General features: G+C 69.0%; 23 protein-coding genes. 3 read left to right on the top strand and 20 right to left on the bottom strand.

Annotated features, from left to right (window positions below; genetic code table 11):
- Nucleotides 1–26 precede the first annotated feature (26 nt).
- Nucleotides 27–674: a heme oxygenase (biliverdin-producing) gene (locus M2317_RS08765; RefSeq protein ID WP_429459261.1), complete on the top strand. Its 648-nt coding sequence runs from the start codon at nt 27–29 to the stop codon at nt 672–674.
- On the opposite strand, the gene M2317_RS08760 is transcribed toward M2317_RS08765, so the two are convergent.
- Nucleotides 675–2,066 (bottom strand): ATP-dependent DNA helicase, encoded by a 1,392-nt coding sequence (locus M2317_RS08760; RefSeq protein WP_429459259.1) that lies wholly within the window; start codon nt 2,064–2,066, stop codon nt 675–677.
- Nucleotides 2,067–2,139: 73 nt separating this feature from the next.
- Here M2317_RS08760 and M2317_RS08755 point away from each other — a divergent pair, with 73 nt between their 5' ends.
- Complete coding sequence (locus M2317_RS08755) at nt 2,140–3,201, top strand: hypothetical protein (RefSeq protein ID WP_429459258.1); 1,062 nt, start codon at nt 2,140–2,142, stop codon at nt 3,199–3,201.
- Between the two features lie 42 nt (nt 3,202–3,243).
- Here the strand turns inward: M2317_RS08755 and M2317_RS08750 are convergent, their stop codons facing one another.
- From M2317_RS08750 to M2317_RS08665, 18 genes are all read right to left on the bottom strand, one after another.
- Nucleotides 3,244–5,238: a cytochrome c oxidase assembly protein gene (locus tag M2317_RS08750; protein WP_429459256.1), complete on the bottom strand. Its 1,995-nt coding sequence runs from the start codon at nt 5,236–5,238 to the stop codon at nt 3,244–3,246.
- A 93-nt stretch (nt 5,239–5,331) separates the two neighbouring features.
- A complete protein-coding gene (locus tag M2317_RS08745) occupies nt 5,332–5,619 on the bottom strand; it encodes an HU family DNA-binding protein (RefSeq protein ID WP_120230127.1) in 288 nt (95 codons plus the stop codon).
- Nucleotides 5,620–5,902: 283 nt separating this feature from the next.
- Nucleotides 5,903–6,796: an endonuclease domain-containing protein gene (locus M2317_RS08740; protein WP_429459253.1), complete on the bottom strand. Its 894-nt coding sequence runs from the start codon at nt 6,794–6,796 to the stop codon at nt 5,903–5,905.
- Between the two features lie 244 nt (nt 6,797–7,040).
- Nucleotides 7,041–7,346: a 30S ribosomal protein S14 gene (rpsN, locus tag M2317_RS08735; protein WP_264156413.1), complete on the bottom strand. Its 306-nt coding sequence runs from the start codon at nt 7,344–7,346 to the stop codon at nt 7,041–7,043.
- A 3-nt stretch (nt 7,347–7,349) separates the two neighbouring features.
- On the bottom strand, nt 7,350–7,520 hold the full coding sequence (gene rpmG / locus M2317_RS08730; RefSeq protein ID WP_046014935.1) for a 50S ribosomal protein L33: 171 nt from the start codon (nt 7,518–7,520) through the stop codon (nt 7,350–7,352).
- A complete protein-coding gene (gene rpmB / locus M2317_RS08725) occupies nt 7,520–7,756 on the bottom strand; it encodes a 50S ribosomal protein L28 (protein ID WP_120226966.1) in 237 nt (78 codons plus the stop codon). The genes rpmG and rpmB overlap by 1 nt, the downstream gene beginning before the upstream one ends.
- Before the next feature lie 141 nt (nt 7,757–7,897).
- Entirely contained in the window at nt 7,898–8,551 is a 654-nt protein-coding gene (locus M2317_RS08720; RefSeq protein WP_429459563.1) for a DNA-3-methyladenine glycosylase, read from the bottom strand.
- Nucleotides 8,552–8,557: 6 nt separating this feature from the next.
- Nucleotides 8,558–10,540, bottom strand: coding sequence for a hypothetical protein (locus M2317_RS08715; RefSeq protein ID WP_429459250.1), 1,983 nt, complete (start codon nt 10,538–10,540; stop codon nt 8,558–8,560).
- The gene (locus M2317_RS08710; protein WP_429459248.1) at nt 10,530–11,312 is read right to left on the bottom strand and encodes a TIGR03943 family putative permease subunit; all 783 of its coding nucleotides are present in this window, start codon (nt 11,310–11,312) and stop codon (nt 10,530–10,532) included. The genes M2317_RS08715 and M2317_RS08710 overlap by 11 nt, the downstream gene beginning before the upstream one ends.
- Nucleotides 11,305–12,324 carry a permease gene (locus tag M2317_RS08705; RefSeq protein ID WP_429459561.1) on the bottom strand — a complete coding sequence of 340 codons (1,020 nt, stop codon included), beginning with the start codon at nt 12,322–12,324 and terminating at the stop codon, nt 11,305–11,307. Before M2317_RS08705 ends, M2317_RS08710 begins: the two co-directional genes overlap by 8 nt.
- Nucleotides 12,321–12,737 carry a Fur family transcriptional regulator gene (locus tag M2317_RS08700; protein ID WP_429459246.1) on the bottom strand — a complete coding sequence of 139 codons (417 nt, stop codon included), beginning with the start codon at nt 12,735–12,737 and terminating at the stop codon, nt 12,321–12,323. The genes M2317_RS08705 and M2317_RS08700 overlap by 4 nt, the downstream gene beginning before the upstream one ends.
- Before the next feature lie 68 nt (nt 12,738–12,805).
- Nucleotides 12,806–13,666 carry a metal ABC transporter permease gene (locus M2317_RS08695; protein WP_429459244.1) on the bottom strand — a complete coding sequence of 287 codons (861 nt, stop codon included), beginning with the start codon at nt 13,664–13,666 and terminating at the stop codon, nt 12,806–12,808.
- The gene (locus M2317_RS08690; RefSeq protein WP_429459242.1) at nt 13,663–14,496 is read right to left on the bottom strand and encodes a metal ABC transporter ATP-binding protein; all 834 of its coding nucleotides are present in this window, start codon (nt 14,494–14,496) and stop codon (nt 13,663–13,665) included. Before M2317_RS08690 ends, M2317_RS08695 begins: the two co-directional genes overlap by 4 nt.
- Nucleotides 14,493–15,464 carry a metal ABC transporter solute-binding protein, Zn/Mn family gene (locus M2317_RS08685; protein ID WP_429459240.1) on the bottom strand — a complete coding sequence of 324 codons (972 nt, stop codon included), beginning with the start codon at nt 15,462–15,464 and terminating at the stop codon, nt 14,493–14,495. Before M2317_RS08685 ends, M2317_RS08690 begins: the two co-directional genes overlap by 4 nt.
- Before the next feature lie 142 nt (nt 15,465–15,606).
- Nucleotides 15,607–17,280 (bottom strand): glycoside hydrolase family 13 protein, encoded by a 1,674-nt coding sequence (locus M2317_RS08680; protein ID WP_429459238.1) that lies wholly within the window; start codon nt 17,278–17,280, stop codon nt 15,607–15,609.
- Nucleotides 17,281–17,325: 45 nt separating this feature from the next.
- Nucleotides 17,326–18,204: a carbohydrate ABC transporter permease gene (locus tag M2317_RS08675; protein ID WP_429459236.1), complete on the bottom strand. Its 879-nt coding sequence runs from the start codon at nt 18,202–18,204 to the stop codon at nt 17,326–17,328.
- Entirely contained in the window at nt 18,204–19,115 is a 912-nt protein-coding gene (locus M2317_RS08670) for a carbohydrate ABC transporter permease (protein ID WP_429459234.1), read from the bottom strand. Before M2317_RS08670 ends, M2317_RS08675 begins: the two co-directional genes overlap by 1 nt.
- Complete coding sequence (locus M2317_RS08665; RefSeq protein WP_429459232.1) at nt 19,112–20,416, bottom strand: ABC transporter substrate-binding protein; 1,305 nt, start codon at nt 20,414–20,416, stop codon at nt 19,112–19,114. Before M2317_RS08665 ends, M2317_RS08670 begins: the two co-directional genes overlap by 4 nt.
- Before the next feature lie 173 nt (nt 20,417–20,589).
- On the opposite strand from M2317_RS08665, the gene M2317_RS08660 reads away from it, so the two are divergent.
- Entirely contained in the window at nt 20,590–21,762 is a 1,173-nt protein-coding gene (locus M2317_RS08660) for an ROK family protein (RefSeq protein ID WP_429459230.1), read from the top strand.
- A gap of 137 nt (nt 21,763–21,899) precedes the next feature.
- On the opposite strand, the gene M2317_RS08655 is transcribed toward M2317_RS08660, so the two are convergent.
- Nucleotides 21,900–23,249, bottom strand: a complete 1,350-nt coding sequence (locus tag M2317_RS08655; protein ID WP_429459228.1) for a dihydrolipoamide acetyltransferase family protein — start codon at nt 23,247–23,249, stop codon at nt 21,900–21,902.
- Nucleotides 23,250–23,255: the final 6 nt, after the last annotated feature.

The following is a 23,255-nucleotide window of genomic DNA, read 5'->3' as shown; positions in this document are numbered from 1 at the left end:
GGTTAGGTTGCCCTTACACTGAGGGCATGTCCGAAATCCTCTCGTTCTCCGCGGCGCTGCGCGAGCGCTCATCCGGGTCGCACTCCCGCAGCGAGCACGCCGGATTCATGGGCGATCTGCTGACGGGCGAAGGCTCGCGCGATGACTACATCGCGCTCGTCACGCAGCACTACTTCATCTACGAGGCGCTCGAATCCGCCGCAGAGCGGATGCGGCGCGACCCGGTGGCCTCGGTCTTCCTCAGCGACAAGCTCACGCGCCTGCCCGCGCTCGAGGCCGACCTCGCGTTCCTCGTGGGGCCGGACTGGCGCGAGCGGATCCAGCCGCTGCCGACCACGCGGCGCTACGTCGAACGGATCGACCAGGTCGGTGCGACGTGGCCCGGGGGCTTCGTCGCCCACCACTACACGCGCTACCTCGGTGACCTGTCCGGCGGGATCTTCATCGGACGCGTCATGCAGCGGCGGTTCGGGTTCGAGACGAACGGGATCGGCTTCTATCTGTTCGACGACATCGCCGATCCGAAGGCGTTCAAGGACGTCTACCGCGATCAACTGGACGCCGCCCCCTGGGACGACGCCGAGCGGGAGCGGGTCATCGACGAGGTGCTGCTGGCGTACCGCTTCAACACCGAGCTCTTCGAGGATCTCGACCGCGCCCGCGCGGCCGCCTGATCAGGCGGTGACCTCGGGGGTCGAGTTGCGCTCCCACGCCGCGCGCATGAAGCGGCGGACGTCCTCGTCCACGCGGATGTCGCTCGGCCGCAGCGGCCGGGACAGGTACAGGCCGTCGAGCGACGTCAGCCGGCTCAGCGCGACATAGGTCTGGCCGGGGGCGAATGCACCGGAGCCGAGGTCGATGAGCGCCCGGTCGTAGGTCTTGCCCTGCGACTTGTGGATGGTGACGGCCCACGCGAGGCGCAGCGGGAACTGCGTGAACTCCGCGACCACGTCGCGCGACAGCGTCTTCGTCAGCGGGTTGTAGGCGTACCGGTACCTCTCCCACACGGCCGGCTCGACGTCGACCTCCTCGCCGTCGATGTCGACGCGCACCGAGCCGCCGAGGATGCGGATGACCGTCCCGATCGTGCCGTTCACCCACCGCGGCGGTTCTCCCGCCATCGCCGTGTCGTTGCGCAGGAACATCACCTGAGCCCCGACCTTGAGCTTCAGCTCGGCATCCGCGGGGAAGTTCGCCTCGCCGCGCCCGAAGTCGCCGTTGATCTCGGCCTTGGCGGTCTGCTCGCGTCCCCCGAGAGCCGCGAGATGACGGCGGTTGATGTTGTTGACGATGTCGTTGCGCGTGGCGAGCGTGATCATCGGCACCTCGCCAGGCTCCGGCTCCGGTTGCGGACGCGCCCCCTGCGTGTTCAGCACCTGGGCGATCTCGGCGGTCACGCGCCCGTACCGGACGGCGTTGAGCATGGCCTTGAAGCCGTCGTCCGACTGCCGGTGTATCTCCACGAGCTCGCGCACGTGCAGCTCGGCGCCGTGACGGCCGAGATCGAGCAGGCCGTCGTCCTCCCCCGGAGCCGACCCCGCCCACACCTTCGCGTCGAAGAACCAGAACGACCGGTAGTGATCCTCCACGTAGCGCGCCTCGTCACCCCGCGGCGGCACGGGCGCGAGCTGGTACGGGTCGCCGAACATGACGACCTGAACGCCGCCGAACGGCAGTCCGCGGCGTCCGCGCGCCTGGCGCAGCGCGCGGTCCATGGCATCCATCAGGTCGGCGTTGACCATCGAGATCTCGTCGATCACGAGGGTCTCGATCGCGTTCAGGATGCGTCGGGTCGCGTCGTTCTGCTCGATCTCGCTGTCGGCGATGAGCCCGATCGGCAGGCGGAACAGCGAGTGGATCGTCTGCCCCTCGACGTTGAGTGCGGCGACGCCCGTCGGCGCGCAGATGGCGATCTGCTTCTTGGTGTTCCACGCGAAGTGCTGCAGCAGCGTCGACTTGCCCGTGCCGGCTCTACCGGTCACGAAGACGTGCTCATCGGTGTCCTCGATCAGCCGGAACAGGGCTTCCTGTTCGGCGGAGAGGGCGGGAAGGGACACGGCATCCATGGTACGTCGCCGGCTCCCGTCACCGTCGGCAATGCTCGGCTTCGTCCCAGGACCGCCCTCCTAGACTGACGCCATGGAGCAGCCTGCGCCCAGGTCGCCCCGGCGCGCGCGTCTCGGGGTCGATCTGTCGATCCTCGCGCTCATCGGCATCCTGTTCCTCGCGGCTCTCGGCGCCGGCGGCGCCGCCCTGTACCAGCAGTTCTACAGCCCGGCCGCCTTCGTCACCCGCTATCTCGACCTGTTGGCGGCCGGCCGGGCCGGCGATGCACTGCTCGTCCCCGGGGTCGCCATCGATCGCGCCACCCTCGAGGATGCCGGGATCGACCCCACCGCGTCCGAGGCGCTGCTGCGTCAGGCCGCTCTCGCACCGCTGACCGACGTCGGGATCGTATCGACGACGAAGCAGGAGGACGTCAGCGAGGTCACCGTCTCGTACTCGGCGAACGGCCACGCCGGCGAGAGCACATTCCGCGTCGAGCAGGACGGCTGGATCGGCATCGCGCCGCGGTGGCGGTTCAGCGAGAGTCCGCTCGCCGCCGTGGAGCTCACCCTGCTGGGGGCGGATCGGTTCGCCGTGAACGGGTTCGCCGTCGAGCGCGGCCAGGTCTCGGCATCCGGAGCCGAAGCCGACCCGACGGCGCCGCTCTCGATGCTCGTGTTCACCCCCGGCGTCTACTCGGTCACGGTCGACACCGCGATCTCGGAATCCCCCGGCGTCAGCGTCCTCGCCGACGCGCCGGTCACGTCGACGCCCGTCTCGGTGACCGCGACGGCGACCGACGAGTTCGTGGCGGTCGTGCAGCAGCGCGTCGAGGAGTTCCTCACCGCGTGCACGACCCAGCAGGTCCTCAAGCCCACTGCTTGCCCGTTCGGGTACGACGTGAGCAACCGCATCGACGGAGTGCCGACCTGGTCGATCGCGCAGCAGCCTCAGGTCGCGGTCGAACCCGACGGCGGTGCATGGGTGATTCCCGCGACGGATGCCGTGGCGCACATCGAGGTCGACATCCGCTCGCTCTTCGACGGCAAGATCCTGCACGTCTCGGAGGATGTGCCGTTCCAGGTGAACGGGACGATCACGATTCTCGCCGACGGCTCGGCATCCATCCTGGTCGGATCCCCGGCGGACGGATAGCCGGACGGGACAGGGTCGTGCGACGGGCGTGAGAGCGACGCCTCAGCGGCCTTCGCGCGCCGCCGCCCTGGCGTCCTTGGCGGCGAGCTCCGCCAGCCGGGCGTTGTACTCCTCGAGCTCGGCCTCGCCGGTGCGGTCCGCGTGCCGGTCGCGCCGGCGCTGCACCTTCGTGTCGTTCCGGCTCCACTGGATCGCCACCGTGATCGCGAGGATGAGCGTGGGGATCTCGCCGACCGACCAGGCGATGCCGCCGCCGATGTACTGATCCTCCAGCGGAGTCGGGCCCCACGTGCGGCCCATCGCGCCGAACCACTCCGAGACCATCAGCCCGGTCTGCATCATGATCGCGATGCCGAAGAACGCGTGCAGCGCCATCACGGCGATGAGGGTGATCAGGCGTCCGGGGTAGGGCAGGCGGTACGGCACCGGGTCGACCCCGATCAGGCTCATCACGAACAGATAACCCGAGATCAGGAAATGCGCGATCATCCACTCGTGGCCGAGATGCTCGTACATCGACCACCGGAAGAGGTCGGTGAAGTAGAACGCCCACAGCGAGCCGACGAAGATCCCGGCCGCGACGAACGGATGCGTCAGGACGCGGGCGAACGGCGAGTGCACGGCCCACATGATCCACTCGCGTCCGCCGCGGCTGCCGTCGTCGCGCTTCTCGATCGCGCGCAGCGCCAGGGTGATGGGCGCACCGGACACGAGCAGCAGCGGGATCGCCATCGACAGCAGCATGTGCCCCATCATGTGCACGCTGAACAGGTAGTCCTGGTAGGCGTTGAGCGCACCGCTGGTCACCCAGATCAGCAGCAGGATGCCGGCGACCCAGAACACGGTGCGGTGGATCGGCCAGCGGTCGCCGCGGCGCCGCAGACGCAGGACTCCGGCCAGGTAGAACACCAGCCCGAAGCCGCCGGCGACCAGCCACAGCACGTCGATGTTCCACTCCGTGAACCAGCGGTCCAGGGTGAACTCGGGCGGCAGCGGGGAGTCGGTGAGGATCTCGGCCGGCGTCCGGACGGCCGGCGGCGTATCTCCAGCCGGAGGCTCCGTTCGGGCGAGCGCCGCAGCAGCACCCGAGGCGAGGCCCATGAGCGCGACCTCGCAGAGCACCAGCATCCAGAACCAGCGGCGGTCCTGGTCGAGCTTCGGGATCAGCCGTGAGCGGTACCAGGCACCGAGCGCGCCCATCGCGACGAGCAGGACGATCTTGGCGATCAGGATGCCGCCGTACGGCGTCATCAGGCCGGCCCAGTCGCCCAGGGCGACGATCGAGCGCGCGAGCCCCGAGACCGCGACGACGACGAACGCCGCCAGCGCGAGCGTCGAGTAGCGCTGCACGAGCGCCCTGGTGTCGAGATCCGGCGTACGGCGCAGCATGACGACGAGCAGGAGGCCCCCGAGCCACACGGCGGCGCCGATGGTGTGCAGCAGGATCGAGTTGACCGCGATGTTGTGCCCGGCGACGTCGCCGGAGTGCCCTTGGGTGGCGAGCGGGAGGAAGGATGCCGCGGCGAGGATCGCCGTCAGCAGCACGGGAGTCCACGTGCGCCAGGCGAACGCCAGCACGGTGACGGTCGCGCCCATCAGAGTCGTGATGAGCCAGGACTGGCCGAGCGCCGTGTTCAGCAGGAAGCTGCCCAGCTGCTCTCCGAACAGCCGGTCGGCGCTCAGAGCCGGGTTGAACACCGACATGAAGGTGAGGAAGGACGCCGTTCCGGATGCCACGGTGAAGGCCGCGGCTCCGGCCGACGCGGCATCCATCGCCCGTTCGAAGGGCTTGGTGCCGGTGCGGAGGGCGAAGAGGGCGAGTACTAGCGAGCCGAGCATGATGGCGCCGGTGACGTTGCTCAGCATCTTGACGACAGGCAGTCCCCAGCGCACGATGGGGCCGGGGTCGAGCAGGCGGGGCGCTTCGGCCCCGCCGCCGTAGATCAGCGCGAGAACGGTGGCGACGACACCGGCGATGAGGAGGATCGCGGGTCCGGCGATGCGATACGCCGAGACCCGCTGCGCTGGCGTGGTCACCCGTCAAGCCTACGCGGCGCGGCGGACGCGGATTCCCAGGCGGACGCACGAAGGCCGCCCCCACCAGGGAGCGGCCTTCGAAAGGAAGCAGTCTTACTTGACGGCGGCCTTGAGCTTGGAACCGGCGGTCACCTTGACGCGCTTGCCGGCCGGGATCTTGATCTCGGCGCCGGTCTGCGGGTTGCGGCCCGTGCGGGCGGCCGTGTCGACCTGCTCGAACGAGATCCAGCCCGGGATCGAGACCTTGCTGCCCTTGGCAACGGCGTCGGAGACCGAGGAGAACAGAGCGTCGAGCACACCGGAGACGGTGGCCTGGCTCTGGCCGGTGGCGGAAGCGATGCTCGCGACGAGCTCGGTCTTGGTGATGGACTTGTCAGCCATGTCATCCTCCAGCGACGAGGGTCCCGTCGCGTTGTTGTGTGGGTCGGAGCGGATGCTCCTGGTCGAGCGACCGCCTCGAATGTATCAACCATGGCCGACATTTCCGCGTCATTTCGCGGGTTTTGACGTTTTCGGCGGCGTGTCGGGCCACATTCGTCACTTCCGTCACAGGTGTGAGTGAAGTTCGTGCTCCCGAACGGGAGGGGAACACCCGAACGGGAGGATCGAAACGGCGGTTTCGATCCTCCCGTTCGCGCGGAGTCCTCCCGTTCGGGTCGGACCCTCACGCGAGGTGGAGGCCCTGCGCGATCGCCGACATGATCCTCGCCTGCACCTCGGTCCAGTGGTTCATGATCTGGTCGTACCCGATGCGGATGACGTGATACCCGTGCAACTTCAGCAGTGCGTCATGCGCGATGTCCTCGGTGCGCTGCGCGCCGACGTGCGTCCCTCCGTCGATCTGGATCACCAGACGGTCGCCGATGAGCAGATCGACCCAATGCCCGAGAACCCACGCCTGCTGCACGAGCGGCAGCTTCAACCAACGCAGTCGGTGCAAGACGATCGACTCGAGCCCCGAGTCCGACCAGAGCGAGGCCTGCGTTACGAGGCTCCGCGCGGAAGCGGCCAGCGGAAGGCGCAGCACCTCGCTCTTCTGCACGACGCCCTTGCGCAGCGCGGATTCCCACAGCGCGATGGCATCCTCGCGGACGAGACAGGCGGTCGCGATCACCAGCGCGTTGATGAGCAGATCCTCCACGGCCCCCGGCATCCGCGGAACGACGGGCTTGTTCCAGTGCACCACCGCTTTCGGCGCGGTCACGTGACCTGCGGTCGGAGGCGCACCCACATGCAGCTCACTCACCTTCCGCACCCACAGGTTGTGCCGCTTCGCGAGTGTGACGCACGTCAGCACGACGCCGCGACGCGCTGCGCCGACGAGGATCGGGTCGGCGTCCGGGAGCGCGACCCAGCCGTTGCGGATCTTTCGGACGGTACCAGCGGTCTTCGCCATGCGCAGGGCATGGGTCGTGACGCCGGCGTCGAGCAGCGCTCGCACCTGCGCGACTCCGCCCAGTCGGCGCAGTTCGGTGATCGGATCCATCGTCCGAGCTTCGTGCTCGGATGCTCCGCCTCGTGCGACATCTCCCCCGGCATCCTCGGATGCTGTGGACAAGAGGCCGCCCTCGCCCCGCGGTGCAGGGCGGGTGCGGGAGCGGCACGACATCCGGCCCACGTCCGAACCGGAGGAGAACCCCCGAACGGGAGGATCGAAATGGCGGATTCGACCCTCCGGATCGCGCGAAGTCCTCCGGTTCGGGGCGGGCGACGCGCGCCCGAGCGCACGCGCGCCCGATCACCCGCCGGGCACGCAGAAAGGGCGGGGTTCCGAAGAACCCTGCCCTTTCAGAAAGCTATGCTTACCAGCTCGACTTGGTCACACCGGGCAGCTCGCCACGGTGCGCCATGTCGCGGAAGCGGACACGCGAGATGCCGAACTTCGTCAGCACGCCACGGGGGCGGCCGTCGATGGCGTCACGCGAACGGACGCGAGCCGGCGACGCGTTGCGCGGCAGCTTCTGCAGGCCGACGCGTGCGGCCTCGCGGGCCTCGTCGGTGGCGTTCGGGTCGACGAGCGTCTTCTTCAGCTCGGCGCGACGCTCGGCGTAGCGCTCGACGATGACCTTGCGCTGCTCGTTGCGAGCGATCTTGCTCTTCTTAGCCATGGATCAACGCTCCTCTCGGAATTCGACGTGCTTGCGGACCACCGGGTCGTACTTCTTCAGCACGAGGCGGTCGGGGGTGTTGCGACGGTTCTTCTTGGTCACGTAGGTGTAACCGGTGCCCGCCGTCGAGCGGAGCTTGATGATCGGACGGACGTCCTGTGCCTTCTTGGCCATTAGAGCTTCACACCCTTCGCCTTGAGGTCGGCGACAACCTTCTCGATGCCGCGCGCGTCGATCACCTTGATGCCCTTGGCGGACACGTTGAGCGTGATCTTACGTCCGAGCGACGGGACGTAGTAAGTCTTCTTCTGCACGTTCGGGTCGAAGCGGCGCTTCGTCCGGCGGTGCGAGTGCGAGACGTTGTGACCGAAGCCGGGAACAGCTCCTGTCACCTGGCACACTGCTGCCATGTGATTACTCCTTCAATACCGTGAGACCGGACGGCCCCACCCAAGATCCCTTGTCTGCGTGCCGTCCTTGCGGGCCCGGCATGCGAACTGCGCACAGGAGTGTGCGCAGACGAAGAGTCAGTCTAGCACCCTTCGGCAGGCTCAGGACACCGCGCCTGCCGCGGCCGCCCCGCGCCCCCAGCGGAAAACCGAGACCGTCGGATCGCCAGGGATCCAGAACCGCCATGGGAACGCGTGCGTCCCGGCGACGCCCGCCACTCCGACCCTGGGTCCGCTCGCGACATCGGTCAGCGGTTCGTCCAGCCACAGCTCGGCCTGCGCACCGGCCCGCTCCGCACCGGTCACGGCGTCGATGCCGTCGTGGCGCGGATGCCGCAGCCCCGACACCTGCCCGAAGCGCCCCGGCCCTCTGGCGAGGTCGCGCCCCGTGCGTCCGGATCGGGATGCCGCGGCATCCTGTCCTTCGACGACCTCGCCGGCCCGCAGCAGCACACCGCCGGCGATGCCGTCCGGTGCGCACACGACGTTGACGCAGGAGTGGATGCCGTGGCTCAGGTACACGTAGAGATGGCCCGGCTCGCCCCACATCGTGGCGTTGCGCGCCGTGCGACCCATCCGCGCATGAGACCCGGGGTCTGGTACGAGACCGGTGCCCTGCCCGTGATAGGCCTCGGCCTCGGTGATCCGCAGCGTCACAGGGGCGCCGTCGACGACGGTCCGCAGCTGTCCGCCCAGCAGGCGAGGTGCGACCTCGAGCGGCAGGCCTGCGAGCTCCTCGCGATCAGCCCGGTGCAGCACGGGTCAGAACACCGGTCCCACCGGACACCACGAGATGTCGAACCCGGTGACGGGGACGACCTCGTCGCCGGTCTCCGTGTCGAGCACGTGCGTGTGCAGCGTCTGCGGAAGCGGCGCGAGCAGGTCGTCGTACGGATTGTTCGCGAGATCGGGCGCGACGGCGACGGCCGTGTACTGCCCGCTCGGCGATGCGCACACCTGCAGGATCGTGTCGGTGCTCGGCACCTCGAACAGCGGCGTCGCCGCGCCGTCGTCGTCGACCCGGATCACGGACTGCCCGATCGGGAGACCGTTCTCGTCGCGCGTCACGATGTGCCGCAGCGTCCCGCCCGGGTAGGGCGCGATGGTCGTCGCGACTCCGTAGTCCGGATCGGATGCCGGCAGAGGCGTCTCCGAGCCGTCCGCGAGGTTCAGCTCGACGACGCTGCCGTCGGTGCGTTCGATGATCGCCGTGTACGTCCCACGAGACACGCCCATGATGCTCATGGCCGTACCGAGGGCCTGCGTCCCGGCATCCGAGGAGAGATCCTCGAGAGCGAGCGCGCCCTGCCAGTCGATGAACAGGACCGCGGCGGAATCGGGCACGAACTCCCATTCCGCGATGCTCGCCTCGACGTCGGCGACCTCGATGACGCGCGGTTCGCCTGAGCCGTCGAGCGGCTGCGTGACGAGCACGCTGGCGCGGCCGCTGGTGTCGGTGAGCTCGCGGTCGGAGTAGGTGTAGCCCACCAGTCCGCCGCGGTCGGACACCTGCACTCCGGTCACGAAGCCGTCGCCGGGAAGGGCCAGTTCGCGCGGATCGGAGCCGTCCCTGTTCATGACGAGGATCGAGGAGCCGTCCTCGTCCTCGACGGCCACGACGAGCTGCGTGGTGGTCGCGCGGAAGTCATCGATGCGGTCGGCGGAGTACACCGGCACGGCCTTCTCGCCGGTGAGGTCTGTGCGGAAGATGCTGTCGTTCCCCTCGGCATCCCGCTTGAGCAGGAACACCTCGGACGGCGGGGTCGTGAACGATGTCGCAAGATCGGTCGACGGGCCGCCGCCCGTGCTCGTGACGTCGGCGATGCGCACGTCGTAGGTCGTCTCGTCATCGAGCGGAACGGTGAAGCGGATGCCGACGCTGCGCCCCGCGGCGTCGACGGTGAAGGGCACGGCGGGCTCGACGGTGACCTGTTCGGGGTCGATGGCGGTCAGCGGCTGGTTCGTGGTGAGGATCAACCGGCTGCCGGAGACCTCGATCGCCTGGGCAGGGTCGATCTGCTCGGCCACGAGGCGCGGTCCCTGCGTGAGGCTGAGGACGCCGAGGGTCGCGCCCACGAGCGCAAGGATGCCGAGCACAGAGCCGAGCAGGATGCCGAAGCGGTGGTCGCGGGGCTTGGTGGCGGCCCGCAGGGCGGCGCGGTCACGGGGCTCGGTGGGCTCGGCGGGGTCGAGGGACTCGGCGGGGCCGGCGGCGCCGGCGGGGCCGCGGGACTCGCGGGGCCGGGCGGAATCCCGGACGTCGCGGGGCTTGTCGGAGTTGCCTGTGGTGGCGGCGGCAGTGGCCACCGTCTCGGCGGGTTCCGTTGTCTGCGACCCCTCCGGTGTGTGCGCGACCTCGGCGGCCCCCACGGCCTCCGCGGCCTCAGTAGACCCAGCGGACTCCGCGGGCTCCGCGGGAGGGGTCGCATCTTGCCGCTTCGCCCCGCTCGAGGCGACCGTTTGCGACGCCTTCGCCGCCGGCGTGGACTCGCGCACGGGTTCGAACCGCCGAGAGGTGTCGCGCATCGCCGCGTCGAACGCGGAAAGGGGACGGTTCTCGTCCTCTGCAGGCGCAGCAGCCGGAGTCACGCCTCGTGAGGAGTCCCGATTCGCCGCGTCCGCCCCCGCGACACGACCACCCGCGTCCCCTTCCGGGGCGCCAGCCGCCGCGGCGGCCTCCTCCGCCGCGCGCAGCGCACGCAGCTCGGCTCGGGTCCGCGGCGGGTTCGGGGAGTCAGTACTCATACGGATCCCCCGGCTCGTCGATCGCCGTGACCTCGGTGGGCTCCACGCTCAGGGTGCCGGCGGCATCCGCCGTGATCGTGCCGGTGATCTCCACCCACTGGCCGACCTCGTAGTCGCTCGACCAGGAGGCGGAGACCACGGGGATCGATGCCGGCTGCGCGTCGATCACGCAGTGCGTGATGACCAGGCGCGAGAGGTTCATCTCGTCGTCTCCGGCACCGGGTGTGACGAATCCGGTGAGCGTCACGGTCGAGCCGTCGTAGCTCTCCGGGCGGGTCGCTGTGGCGAACACGCTCGCCCAGTCCCCCACGCCGAACGTCGATGTATCGGCGACGCCGAGGGTCACGGTGTCCGCGCCGGCGAAGAGCGTGCCCGCCTCGCCGGCACGCGACATCGCCAGTTCGACGGACAGGGATGCCGGGGGCAGCACGAGACCCGCGATCACGACGGCCGATGCCACGACACCGGCCGAGACGCTCCCCACCGCCGCCAGGGTGCGTTTCGTCGATGAGCCGCCCGCGTCCGCGGCATCCGTCCCGTGGTCGTGGTCGTGATCCATCTCCGCGCCGAGCGGGAGCGTGCACGACCAGACCGCTCCGGCGAGCGTCACGACGGCTCCGGCCACGGCGAACCAGACCGACTCAGGACTGATGTAGAGCGAGAGCCGTCCCGTGAAAGCCAGACCGAGGGTCACGACCGCGAGGCCGGCGGCGAGGCCGACGCCCAACCACCGCGACCACAGCGCACGCGAACGCGAGACCTGCTCAGACAAAGACGTTCACCCCGATCCCGATGACGAACGCGCTCAGCAGCACGATGCCGACGATTCCGACGAGCGTCCGGGTGGTGAAGGTGGTGCGCATGAGCGCGAGCATCTTGATGTCGACGAGCGGGCCGACCAGCAGGAACGCGACGATCGCGCCCGGCGAGAACGTCGACGCGAACGACAGCGCGAAGAAGGCATCCACGTTCGAGCAGATCGCGACCGTCATCGCGAGCGCCATCATCGCGACGATCGACAGCACGGGGTTCGATCCGATCGCCAGCAGCACGTCCCGCGGGATCAGCACCTGCACGGCGCCGGCGACGGCCGAGCCGATCACGAGCGCCGGCATCACCGCGCGCAGCTCGATGAGGAACTGCGTGAGGCTGCGGCGGATCGGCGTGCCGTGCTCGTGCGTCACACGGTCGCACGTGGCGACGAACCGCTCGGTGAGCAGGGCGTCCGGCGATGGGTGACGGCTGTAGATCCAGCCCACGAGGTTCGCGATGAGGTAGCCGCCGACGAGGCGCGCGACGAGGATGCCGCCGTCCCAGCCGAACGCGGCGTGGGTGGTGAGGATCACGATCGGGTTCACGATCGGCGCCGCCATGAGGAACGTGAGCGCCTCGGCCGGCGCCAGCCCGCGCATCATCAGTCCCCGGGCGAACGGCACGTTGCCGCACTCGCACACCGGGATCAGCATCCCCAGCAGCGACAGCACCGCGCGGCGCGCCCACGCGCGGCGGGGAAGCCATCGCTGGATCGCATCCGCCGGCAGCCACACCTGCACGACGATCGACAGCACGACCCCGAGGATCACGAACGGCAGCGCCTCGATCAGCACGCTCAGCGACAGGGTCAGACCGTCCTGGATCCGGTGCGGCAGCGACACCGAGTACAGCGTCGGCAGGAACAGGTCGATGGCGAACAGCACCGCGAGGATGCCGAGGCCCACCGCGACGCCGACGAGCGGCGAGGAGCGGCGCGTTCCTGCGCGGCCGGGCGCGGTGAGCACGTTCACGCGGTCGCCGACTCCTGCGCCTGCTTCTTCTTCGCGCACGGCGTGCACAGCCCGAAGATGTCGACGACGTGCGCCGCCTCGGTGAAGCCGTGCAGGGCGGCCGTGCGCTGCGCCCACGCCTCGACCTCGGTGGCTTCGATCTCGACGGTGAGACCGCACGAGCGGCAGATCAAGTGATGGTGGTGGCCCTGCGTCGAGCAGGCGCGATAGAGGGCCTCACCCTCGGGACTCTGCAGCGAGTCGGCATCGCCGGACGCCGCGAGGCCCGCGAGCGCGCGGTAGACCGTCGCCAGACCGATGCCGGTGTTCTCGTCCCGGAGGGTGGCGTGCAGTGACTGGGCGCTGACGAATCCGCGCGCGTCGGCGAGAGCGTCGCGCACGCGCTCGCGCTGCCAGGTGTTGCGCTGAGCCATGCCCCCGATTCTAGGCCGCGGGCCTTGCGCGGGGCTGGGAGGCCTCTCACGCGTCGGTCGCGGCGTGATCAGGCCTTCCGGCGCACGCGTCCGCGCCGATGCTGGACGACCCAGCACACCACGTAGATCAGGAACGAGATCGTCGTGATGTACGGGCTCACCGGCAGTGTGCCCGCGAGCGCGAGCAGGATGCCGCCGACGGCCGAGACGAACCCGAACAGCGCCGCGAGCAGCGGCACGATGAGCGGACCAGCCGCCACGCGCATGGCCGCCGCGGCCGGCGTCACCAGCAGCGCCATCACGAGCAGGGCGCCGATGATGTGCACGGCGACCGCGACGATGAGTCCCAGCAGCACCATGAACGCCAGGCTGATCGCCCGCGTCGGGATGCCGCGGGCCGAGGCCGCGACCGCGTCGAGGGAGTCGAAGCGCAACGGGTTCCACATCAGCAGCAGCCCCAGCAGCACGACGACGCAGATGCCGATGAGCCAGCCGAGATCCGGGTTGGACACCGAGACGATCTGGCCGGTCAGCAGGCTGAACCGGTTCGCGCTGCGGCCGTCGTACAGCGACAGGAACAGGATGCCGAGACCCAGGCCGAACGGCATCAGCACGCCGACGATCGAATTGCGATCGCGTGCCTTCGACCCGAGCAGTCCGATGAGGATGGCGGCGACCAGCGCGCCGCCGATCGAGCCGAGCACGACGCTGCCGCCGAACAGCAGTGCTGCGGCCGCACCCGCGAACGACAGCTCGCTGATGCCGTGCACGGCGAAGGCCAGATCGCGCTGCATGACGAAGACGCCGATGAGTCCGCCGACGAGCCCCAGCACGGCGCCCGCGATGATCGAGTTCGAAAGCAGCGCGACGAGCGCGCCGTAATCCTCGAACGAGAAGACGTCGCTCCAGTCGACCATGGGGGCGATCATTCGTGCTCCTCGTGGTCGTGATGCGGCTCGGCATCCGGAATCCCGACGACGACCAGGCGATCTCCGGCTCGCAGCACGAAGACGGGCGTTCCGTACAGGTCGGTCAGCACGCGGCTCTGCAGCACCTCGTCCGGGGTGCCGAGCACGAAACGACCGCCGGCGATGTACAGGATGCGGTCGACCCGGCCGAGGATCGGATTGATGTCGTGCGTCACGAACAGAACCGCTGCGCCGCGATCGCGGCGCTGTCGTTCGATGATCTCGGTGACCGCTCGCTGATTGGCGAGGTCCAGGGCCGACAGCGGTTCGTCGCACAGCAGCAGGTCGGGGTGGTCGGCGAGCGCCTGCCCGACACGCAGGCGCTGCTGCTCACCGCCGGAGAGCAGTCCGACCCTGCGGTCGGCGAACTCGGTCGCACCCACGGCGGCGAGCAGTTCTTCGACCCGTTCGCCGTCTCCACGGCGCGGGAGCGGGAAACCGAAGCGCGTGCCCTGCACCCCGAGCGCGACGACGTCGCGCGCCCGCATGCTGGTGTCCGGAGGGAACGGGCGCTGCTGCGGGATGTAGCCGATGCGCGGGTTTCCACGGTGCACCGGCGATCCGCCGACGCGGATGCTTCCCGCGGAGAGATCCTGCAGCCCGAGGATGGCCCGCAGCAGCGTCGTCTTGCCCGAACCGGACGGGCCGAGCACGGCGATGAACTCGCCTGGTCGGACGTCGAGGTCGAGTCCTGCCCACAGCTCGCGGTCACCGCGCTGGATGGCGGCTTCGCGGATCGTCAGAATCGGAGCGGCGTCGTCGTGCGCGGGTTCGGCACCCGCAGCGCTCACGATGCGAGCGCGTCGGCGAGGTTCTGAATCGCGTCGGCCATCCACTCAGAGTACGACGATCCGTCCGCCAGCAGTTCCGTGAAGGCCACGACGGGGATGCCGGCGCCCTCGGCCGTCTCCTCCATGCGCGTGGTCTCGGCTCCGCCGGTCTGCGCGTTGGTCAGCAGGACGGCCGCGTCACCGGACTCGATGACCTCGATCGCCGCGAGCAGCGTGGCGGGGGCGACATCGGTGCCCTCTTCGACCGCCTCGGAGAAGCCTTCCGGGGTCACATCCGTGAGCCCTGCCGCCTCGGCGAGGTACCCGGGAAGCGGCTCGGTCATGAAGAATCCCGTGCCGGCGTACTGCGCATCCAGGTCGGCGAGGTCGGCCTCGGAGCCCTCGAGATCGGCGATGATGTCGTCGGCCGCGGCCGTGAAGTCGGCCTCGCCGTCCGGGTCGAGGGCGGTGAGCTCTGCGGCGATGTCCTCGACCACGTGGATCATCGTGTGCGGGTCGAACCAGACGTGCTCGTTGAACCCCTCGATGTGGTCGTGGCCCTCGTGCTCATCGGCGTGCTCGTCCTCGTGGGCGTGCTCATCGGCATCCTCGTCGTGGCCCTCGTTGCCGGGGTAGTCGTGCGAGAACTCGACGGCCGTGATGGTCTCGGCATCCGACCCCTCGAGCAGGTCCTCGATGAACGCGTCGTACCCGCCGCCGTTCTCGATGACGAGGTCGGCCTCCTGCACCGTGAGGCGGTCACGGGCCGAGGCCTCGTACGAGTGCGGGTCCTGCGCGGCCGAGTCGATGATCGAGGTGACCGAGACCCGGTCGCCGCCGATCTGCTCGGCGAGCGAGCCGTAGATGTTCGTGGTGGCGACCACGGTCAGCCCGTCGGTGCCGCCCTCCGCCGTCGGGGTCGATGCGCATCCTGCCAATACCAGGGCGGATGCGGAGACGAGCGCGAGGGCGGCGACGGACTTCTTCATGTCCTCATCGTACGTTCTTGAGAATGATTCTCAAAATCGGCTGGACGTGCGCGCGGCAGGGGCCGACACGCCAGATGTCGGACGGTTCGCCCGAAAGCGTCCGACAGGTGGCGTGTCGGCCCCAGCGCGGGGGCGACGCTGCTCAGGCGGCCGGCGCGATCCAGACGGTCGTCTCACCCGGAGCGGATGCCGCGGCATCCGCTCCGCTGGAGAGCACCACGTCTCCGCCGTCGAGGGCGAACGGCTCGGTACCGAAGTTCGTGACGACCTGCCAGCCGTTCGGACGGACGAAGCGGAGCACGTCAGCGCGACCGGTCTCGATCCACTCCAGCGTCTCGCCGGTCTGCAGCTCGTGGCGCAGAGCGAGCGCGCGGCGGTAGAACGACAGGGTCGACGCCGGATCGGATGCTTCGACATCCGCCGCGTACTGGGCGAACCATCCCGGCTGGGGCAGGTGCGACACTGCGGAACCGAATCCGAACGAGGCGCCGTCGGCGGTCCAGGGCAGCGGCACGCGGCATCCGTCCCTGCCCAGACGATCGAATTCGGACCCGCGGAAGAATCCCGGATCCTGACGCTGCTCGGGGGCGATCTCGGCCACTTCGTGCAGACCGAGTTCCTCACCCTGGTAGAGGTAGGCGCTGCCGGGGAGACCGAGCAGCAGCAGCGTCGCGGCATTCGCCCGGCGGAGGCCGCCTTCACGGTCGAGCATCTCCTCGGGCCCACCGGCCTCGACCCACTCGGTGCCCTGCTTCACGGGCCGGCCGTTGAGCGCGGGGAGCCCGTACCGTGTGGCGTGACGGGTGACGTCGTGGTTCGAGAGCACCCAGGTGGTGGATGAGCCGCTCAGCTGCGACTGCGCGAGGTTCTCGGAGATGATCGAGCGGAACTGCGCGGCATCGAAGTCGGCGACGAGCAGGTCGAAGTTGAACGCCTGCCCGAGTCCGTCGGCCGACGCGTACTTCGCCCGGCGCTCCGGCGTGGACACCCACGCTTCGGCGACGGCGGTGCGCGGCGGGTCGTACTCGTTGAAGACCCGCCGCCACTCGGCGTAGATCTCGTGGACATCGTCCCGATCGATCAGCGGATGCCGGCCGTCCTGCGGCATCGCATCGAGCTCGGCCCGGCTGGGCAGGGGCTCGGACAGATCCTTGGTGAGCATGTGCGCCACATCGATGCGGAATCCGTCGACGCCGCGGTCCGACCAGAAGCGCAGGGTCTCGAGGAAGTCCGCGCGCACCTCGGGATGGTCCCAGTTCAGGTCGGGCTGTTCGACGGCGAAGTTGTGGAAGTACCACTGGCCGTCCTCGACGCGCTCCCACGCGGATCCGCCGAACACCGACACCCAGTCGGTCGGGGGCTCCGAGCCGTCGGGACCGGTGCCCTCACGGAAGATGTACCGATCGCGGGCGACCGAACCTCGTCCTGCGGCGAGCGCCTCCTGGAACCAGGCATGCAGGTCGGAGGTGTGGTTCGGCACGATGTCGACGACGACGCGGATGCCGCGCGCGTGCAGCGCCGCGACCATGGCATCGAAGTCCTCGAGAGTGCCGAGCCGGGGATCCACATTGCGATAGTCGGCGACGTCGTATCCTCCGTCGGCGAGTGCCGACGGGTAGAACGGGCTCAGCCACACCGCGTCGATGCCCAGCTCGGCCAGGTAGTCGACGCGGGACAGGATGCCGGGGATATCCCCCAGTCCGTCGCCGTTCGAGTCCGCGAAGCTGCGCGGATAGATCTGGTAGACGGCCGCCTGGCGCCACCAGGCCGGGGTCTTCTGGTCGTCGGGGGTGTCGATGACGAGCGCATCGGTCATGAGAGAGCGAGCTCCTTCTTTCTGGGGTTTCGGGTGTGCGGAGGGTCAGCCCTTGACGGCGCCCTGGGTGACGCCTTCCATGACCCACCGCTGCGTGAACAGATAGGCCACGATCGCCGGCGCCATGGCCATGAGATACGAGGCGAACGAGATGTTGTAGTTGTTGCTGAACTGCGTCTGGAACAGGTTCTGCCGCACCGGCAGAGTCTGCAGGGCCGGATCGGAGATGATCAGCGACGGCATCATGAAATCGTTCCAGGCGTACAGGAACGCGAAGATCCCGACCGTGGCGCTCATCGGCGCGAGCAGCGGGAAGATGAGCTTCCAGAAGGTCTGCCAGGTCGTCGCGCCGTCGATGCGCGCGCTCTCCTCGAGCTCGAGCGGGATCGATCGGAGGAACGCGGTGAACAGCAGCACGCTGAAGCTCAACTGGAACATCGTCGCCAGGATGACGACGCCCAGCGGGTTGTCCAGTCCCACGCGTCCGGTGAGCTGGATCTGCGGCAGCGCCACCACGGGGAACGGGATGAACATCGCCGCGAGCAGGTAGAAGAACGAGTAGCGGAACAGCCGCCGATCCCAGTTGCGCACGATCGCGTAGGACGCGAACGCGGCGAGGATGATGGTCGCTGCGACCGTCCCCGCGGTGACGAGCAACGAGATCCCGGCACCGACGGGGAACCTGGTGAGGTTCCACGCCTCGATGAAGCCGTCGATCGAGAACGGCGCCGGCAGCGAGAACGCGTTGCCGTCCACGGCTTGCCCCGTGGTCTTGAACGCCATCGAGATCGTGACGTACAGCGGCAGCAGCACGGTGACGGCGCACAGGATCAGGATGATCGTGCCCGACCAGTTGACCCGCTCCATGCGGACGCGGGGCTTCCTGCCGGTGGCGGTCTGAGTGGTGATCGTCTGCGTCGACATCAGAATGCGTTCCTTCCGCGGGTCAGCGAGAGCTGAACGAGGGAGATGAGGACGGCCACGACGAAGAAGATCGTCGCGTTCGCCATCTGGTAGGCGTAGTCACCGCCGTTGAAGCCCGCGATGATCGTCATCGCGATGCTGCGCGTCGCCGTTCCCGGTCCGCCGTTGGTGAGGCCGACGATGATGTCGTAGGCGTTCAGGAAGCCCTTGAACCCCAGGATCACGTTGATCACGACGTAGCCGGCGACCAGCGGGAGGGTGATGCGCGTGAGCTGCTGGAACTTGTTCGCCCCGTCGATGTCGGCCGCCTCGTACACCTCGCCGGGGACGGACAGGAGACCGGCGATGTAGATGAGCAGCGTTCCCGGGATCGCCTGCCAGGCGGTCACGATCACGATCGCCACCCAGGCCAGATCCGGATTGGCCAGCAGGCTCGTCTTCAATGCATCGATGCCCAGTGCGGTACCGAGCGCGGGGATCGAGTTGGAGAACAGGAAGTTGAAGACGTAGGCGATGATGATGCCCGAGATGACCATCGGGATCACGAAGACCGTGCGCAGTCCGGTCTTGAACCGCACGCGCGAGGTGAGCCCGACCGCCAGCAGGAACGCCACCGCGTTGACGACGATGACGGTGGCGATCGAGAAGCCGAACGTGAACAGGTAGCTCTGCAGGATCGCCGGGTCGCTGAACAGTGCGATGTAGTTCGTCAGGCCGATGAAGTTCCACTCGCCGATGCCGATCGAATCGGTGAAGCTGAAGAAGATCCCGATGACACCGGGCATGGTGATGGCCAGAGTGAACAGCACCAGGCTCGGCAGCAGGAACAGGTAGTAGATCGGCTCGACGCGTCGCGAGCTGCGTCGCGTCTTCGCGTCTCCCCGCGTGACGATCGTCGTTGTCGTGGTCATCCCTCGGACTCCTTCGTCTCGGTCGATGGCGCCGGCGCGCGGAACGCGAGCCGTGCCCAGTCCGCATCCATCGTGGCGAGGAGCGCGTTCGGGTCACCGCCGAGCACCATGGCCTGCGTGTAGTTGAAGACCGGGATGGTCTTGGGCACGAGCACCGACGGCCCCTGATAGACCTGGCCCGCGTCGTAGAACGGGATCATGCCGGCGATGCGGGGGTCGTCCGGGGCCTCGGCATCCTTCGTGGGGGTGAAGCCGAGCTGGGAGGCGTTGTAGGCCTCGATGTTCTCGGGGAGGTACAGGTACTCGAGGAAGTCGCGCGCGGCATCCTGGTGCGTCGAGCCCTCGGGGATCATGGCCGCGAGGTCCATGTTGACGCGCACCGCGAGGTCGTCCGGATCGTCGGTCATCGGCAGCGGGAACGTGCCGAGCTCGAGGTCGGGCGCGGTCTTCGCGATCTCGCTGAACGCCCACGGCCCCTGCAGGTACATCGCCGCCTCGCCGTTGGCGAAAGCGAGGTTGCCGTCGCCGTAGCCGCGGCTGGCGGCATCCTCGTTGACGTACGAGCCCGTGAGCTGCAGCATCCGATCCATGGGCTCCGCGAAGTCCTTCTGGAACGAGACGTCCGAGTCCGGCCCCACGTCGGCGCCTTCCGCTGCCAGATCGTCGAAGAACTCCAGGACGTCCAACGACCCGCCGACGGAGTAGTCGTACCAGCCCTGGCCGACGGTCCAATCGTCCTTGAACGTGGCGTAGAACGGGGTCACGCCCGCGGCCTGGAGCTCGTCGCACACCGCGAGCAGCTCGCTCCAGGTCTCGGGGACGTCGAGCGAGTGCTCGGCGAAGATGTCCTTGTTGTAGATGACGGATGCCGCCATCACCGAGTACGGCAGTGCGCTCGTGCGCCCCGCGCACGAGCCGTACTGATCCATGAGCGACTGCAGGTCGTCGCGCGTGCTCGCAGCGGCATCGGTGCCGGACAGGTCGGTCAGGGCGCAGCGCTGCACGAAGCGGGCGATCTCGTAGTTGTAGTTGGCGAGCATGATGTCCGGCGGGTTGCCCCGCACGAAGCTGGCTGAGACGACGTCGACGCCTGACGTGTCGATCTCGACGCGCACGTCGCCCTGCGACGCGTTGTACTCCGCCACGAGGTCGGTCATGAACGGAATCGCCTCGCGCTTGCTGAACGTGAAGCGGATGGTCTCGCGCCCATCGGTCGAGCAGCCCGCCAGGGCCGTCCCGACCAGCGCGAACACGGCTGCACCTGCCGCCCATCGCACCGCGGTTGTGTATTTCACAGACACCGTCGTCCTTCCGTCGATCTTCGGTCGATTGCCGAATCGTAGATCCGTAGAGTAAATCTAGTGAGCAAATTTACTTCGCTGGACGGTACTCTCTCATTGGAGGACCGGGGAGGTCAAGGGCTGTGTCAGAAATCTCTGCGGGTCTCGGAACGGGACGCGCAAGCGTCGGTGCGGTGCTCGATTTCGCCTGGAGCGCCGGGACCTTCACGGCCACCGACGCGATGGCCGCGACCTCGCTGACCCGATCGACCGCCATCGATGCCATCGACACCCTGGCCAGCGTGGACATCCTGCACGAGCTGCCCAATGCCAGGGAGGCCGGCAGTTACCGTTCCGGGCGGCCGGCGCGACGCTTCGCGCTCTCGTCCGGGTTGGGTGTCGTCATCGGAGTGGATGCCGGAGACACCCACCTCGCCGTCACGATCGCCGACCCTCTCGACCGCACACTCGTGCACCACCGCACGGACCTCGACCCGCAGCACTCCCCCGCCGAGCGCCGCGCGACTCTCCTGGATCAGCTCGGGCGAGCGCTCGAGGAAGCCGGATCGTCCCGCGACGCGATCCTGGCGATCTGCGTCGGCGTCGCCGCTCCGGTGGATCGCGCCGGGGTCTCGCCCCCGCATCCGGACGGGTTCTGGGAGCGCACGAATCCGCAGCTCGCCGAGGCGCTCGGCGATTGGGCTCCGGTCGTCGAGGTCAAGAACGATGCGCTGCTCGCGGCCGTCGCGGAGGGTTCTGATCCGCGCGGCGGCGCGATCGGATGCCGTGACTACGTGGCACTGCTCGCTGGAGAGCGCTTCGGCGGCGGCGTGGTCGTCGACGGTCAGCTGCTCCACGGAGCGCACGGCGGCGTGGGCGAGGGAGTGGTCTTCGATCACATCATCGGCGTCGGATCGGCCTTCGGCCTCGGCTACGCGCTGCAGGATCGGGTGCGCGACGCGATCGCCGCCGGCGAGATCGCGCAGGGCGGGGCCGTCGGACGGCTCGCAGACGCCGAGCGCGTCGACCCGGAGGCCCTGCTCGCGCTGGCGGCATCCGCGGATCCGGAGGCCCTGCTCGTCGCCTCACGGGTCGGCGAGACGCTCGCGCGCGTGGTCGGAGTGCTCGGCAGCATGTACGACCCCGCGAAGGTGATCGTGTGCGGCGCCGTCGCCGAGAGCATCGAGCCGGTACTCGCCGCCGCACGCGGCATCCTTCCCGCGCAGCTGCACCTGCCGGCACCGGAGCTGCTCGCCTCGGCGCTGGGCGCCGAGGTCGTGTCGCTCGGCGCGGTCGCGACCGCGCGGCGCGCCGCCCACGAACACGCCGTCCCGCTGCTGGCCGAGCGGCGGCTCGCGGGACGCTGACCCGCCGGGGGATCCGGTGCTCCCGGTGGCCGTGCGCCCGGGCATCCGGCATCCGTGCGCCGGCGAGATCTCCTGAGTCGGATGGAATCCGGGGATGCCGTCCGACGCCGGGGATCTCTCCGACCGACGGAGAGCGGTCAGTCGACGAGCAGCGCAGGCTCCTCGAGGATCGCGGCGACATCCGCGACGAACCGGCTCATGCTGTCTCCGTCGATCACGCGGTGGTCGAACGATCCGGCGACGGTCGTCACGTAGCGCGGACGCACCTCGCCGTCGACGACCCACGGCTTCTGACTGATGGTGCCCATCGCCACGATCCCCGCCTCGCCTGGGTTGATGATCGGGGTCCCGGCATCCATCCCGAACACACCGATGTTCGTGATCGTGATGGTGCCGCCCTGCTGGTCGGCCGGCGGCGTCTTGCCCTCGCGCGCCGTGAGCGTCAGACGGTTGAGCGCCCTGGCGAGGTCCTTCATGCTGAGGTCCTGCGCGTCCTTGATGTTCGGCACGAGCAGGCCGCGCGGCGTCGCGGCCGCGATGCCGAGGTTCACATAGTGGCGGACGCGGATCTCGGCGCCGTTCTCGGTCTCGACCCACGCGGCGTTGACCATCGGGTTGCGGCGCACCGCCCAGATCACGGCCCGCGCGACGATCAGCAGCGGGGAGACGCGGATGTCGGCATAGTCCGGCGACGCCTTCAGCCGCTTGACGAGCTCCATCGTGCGCGTCGCATCGACGTCCTTCCACACGGTCACGTGCGGTGCGGTGTACGCGCTCTGCACCATCGCATTGGCGCTCGCCTTGCGCACGCCCTTGACGGGAATCGCCTCGCTGCGCGCCTCGGCATCCTGGACTGCGGGAGCGGATGCCGTCGGTGCCACGCCCCGCGCGACACCGACCGGTGCGGCCTGCGGAGCCGGCCGGGTCTCCTCGCGCACCTCGCCCCACTCCGGCGTCTCGATGTTGCGGAAGACGCTGGCCTGGGACGCGTGCTTCACCACGTCGTCACGCGTGACCTCGCCGTCAGCGCCGGTCGGCGCGACGGAGGCGAGATCGACGCCCAGGTCGCGCGCCAGCTTGCGGATCGGCGGCTTCGCGATCACGCCCACCGACGAGCGAACCGGCCGCTGCGGAACACGCTTGCGTCGCGAGGTCGCTCCTCCCCCGCTGCCGTAGCCGACGAGCACGGATCCACCGCCTTCCTCCGCCGCGGGAGCAACGGGGGCCGCCGGGGCGGCCGCCTCGGCATCCGAGACGAACGAGATGATCGGCGTGCCGACCTCCACGGTCGTCCCCTCCGCGACGAGCAGCTCGCCGACCGTGCCGGCGTGTGGCGACGGCAGCTCGACGAGCGACTTGGCCGTCTCGATCTCGCAGATGACGTCGTTGATGTCGACGTGGTCGCCCGGCGCGACCTTCCACGCGACGATCTCGGCCTCGGTGAGGCCCTCGCCGACGTCCGGGAGGGTGGAGTTCTGCGTGCTCATGGTCTT

This window comes from Microbacterium sp. ZKA21, from assembly GCF_050434165.1.
Taxonomy (GTDB): Bacteria; Actinomycetota; Actinomycetes; order Actinomycetales; family Microbacteriaceae; genus Microbacterium.
The sequence above is the reverse complement of the archived record's forward strand: the minus strand, read 5'-3'. Positions and strand labels throughout refer to the sequence as shown.

Excerpts from the sequence above, each read along its gene's own strand:
- M2317_RS08755 (WP_429459258.1), top strand. The coding sequence starts at position 2,140 with ATGGAGCAGCCTGCGCCCAGGTCGCCCCGGCGCGCGCGTCTCGGGGTC.
- M2317_RS08685 (WP_429459240.1), bottom strand. The coding sequence starts at position 15,464 with ATGAAGAAGTCCGTCGCCGCCCTCGCGCTCGTCTCCGCATCCGCCCTG.
- M2317_RS08670 (WP_429459234.1), bottom strand. The coding sequence starts at position 19,115 with ATGACCACGACAACGACGATCGTCACGCGGGGAGACGCGAAGACGCGA.
- M2317_RS08680 (WP_429459238.1), bottom strand. The coding sequence starts at position 17,280 with ATGACCGATGCGCTCGTCATCGACACCCCCGACGACCAGAAGACCCCG.
- rpmG (WP_046014935.1), bottom strand. The coding sequence starts at position 7,520 with ATGGCCAAGAAGGCACAGGACGTCCGTCCGATCATCAAGCTCCGCTCG.
- M2317_RS08745 (WP_120230127.1), bottom strand. The coding sequence starts at position 5,619 with ATGGCTGACAAGTCCATCACCAAGACCGAGCTCGTCGCGAGCATCGCT.
- M2317_RS08765 (WP_429459261.1), top strand. The coding sequence starts at position 27 with ATGTCCGAAATCCTCTCGTTCTCCGCGGCGCTGCGCGAGCGCTCATCC.
- rpsN (WP_264156413.1), bottom strand. The coding sequence starts at position 7,346 with ATGGCTAAGAAGAGCAAGATCGCTCGCAACGAGCAGCGCAAGGTCATC.
- M2317_RS08695 (WP_429459244.1), bottom strand. The coding sequence starts at position 13,666 with ATGATCGCCCCCATGGTCGACTGGAGCGACGTCTTCTCGTTCGAGGAT.
- M2317_RS08700 (WP_429459246.1), bottom strand. The coding sequence starts at position 12,737 with ATGGCTCAGCGCAACACCTGGCAGCGCGAGCGCGTGCGCGACGCTCTC.
- M2317_RS08655 (WP_429459228.1), bottom strand. The coding sequence starts at position 23,249 with ATGAGCACGCAGAACTCCACCCTCCCGGACGTCGGCGAGGGCCTCACC.
- rpmB (WP_120226966.1), bottom strand. The coding sequence starts at position 7,756 with ATGGCAGCAGTGTGCCAGGTGACAGGAGCTGTTCCCGGCTTCGGTCAC.
- M2317_RS08760 (WP_429459259.1), bottom strand. The coding sequence starts at position 2,066 with ATGGATGCCGTGTCCCTTCCCGCCCTCTCCGCCGAACAGGAAGCCCTG.
- M2317_RS08675 (WP_429459236.1), bottom strand. The coding sequence starts at position 18,204 with ATGTCGACGCAGACGATCACCACTCAGACCGCCACCGGCAGGAAGCCC.
- M2317_RS08715 (WP_429459250.1), bottom strand. The coding sequence starts at position 10,540 with ATGAGTACTGACTCCCCGAACCCGCCGCGGACCCGAGCCGAGCTGCGT.